Source organism: Vibrio sp. 10N.222.48.A3 (genome assembly GCF_041475345.1).
GTDB classification, from domain to species: Bacteria; Pseudomonadota; Gammaproteobacteria; order Enterobacterales; family Vibrionaceae; genus Vibrio; species Vibrio tasmaniensis_A.
This window is the reverse complement of sequence record NZ_JBFRVX010000609.1, coordinates 1-434: the sequence shown is the minus strand read 5'-3', so window position 1 is coordinate 434 and position 434 is coordinate 1. Positions and strand designations below refer to the sequence as shown.

The following is a 434-nucleotide window of genomic DNA, read 5'->3' as shown; positions in this document are numbered from 1 at the left end:
TGTGTTACTGGTGACTCCATCTTTAGTGGCTGTGATCTTTATAAATCCTAACGCTTTGCCAATTAATTGTCCCGGTTCTACAAAATATCCAATGTTCTTGTTATTAGAGCGCCAAATGCTTAAATCAGTTAGCACCTTTGAAGAGTGATCAGAATAATAACCTACTGCGACGAAAGCTTTTTTGTTCCCCTTCCTCATCGTTAATTTACTTGTTCCCCGAATTCCTGATGAGGAGACGCTAATATCGATCCGTTCTAATGTTATTGCTGGTTTTACATCAACCTCTTCTGACAATTCTAAATTACAACCTGCCAAGAAGAGTATAATTAATATATAAAGGGAGATAATTTTATTCATGGCTATAGCTAGTATGGTTATAAATTAAAAATGATTCTTATAAATTCGATTAATAGCAGAGGAAATGACAATAATTT

1 pseudogene is annotated in these 434 nt (G+C 34.1%); it reads right to left on the bottom strand.

What is annotated here, in order from left to right:
- Positions 1–357 (bottom strand): annotated as a pseudogene (locus tag AB4653_RS16980) (hypothetical protein); the annotation flags it as partial.
- Positions 358–434: the final 77 nt, after the last annotated feature.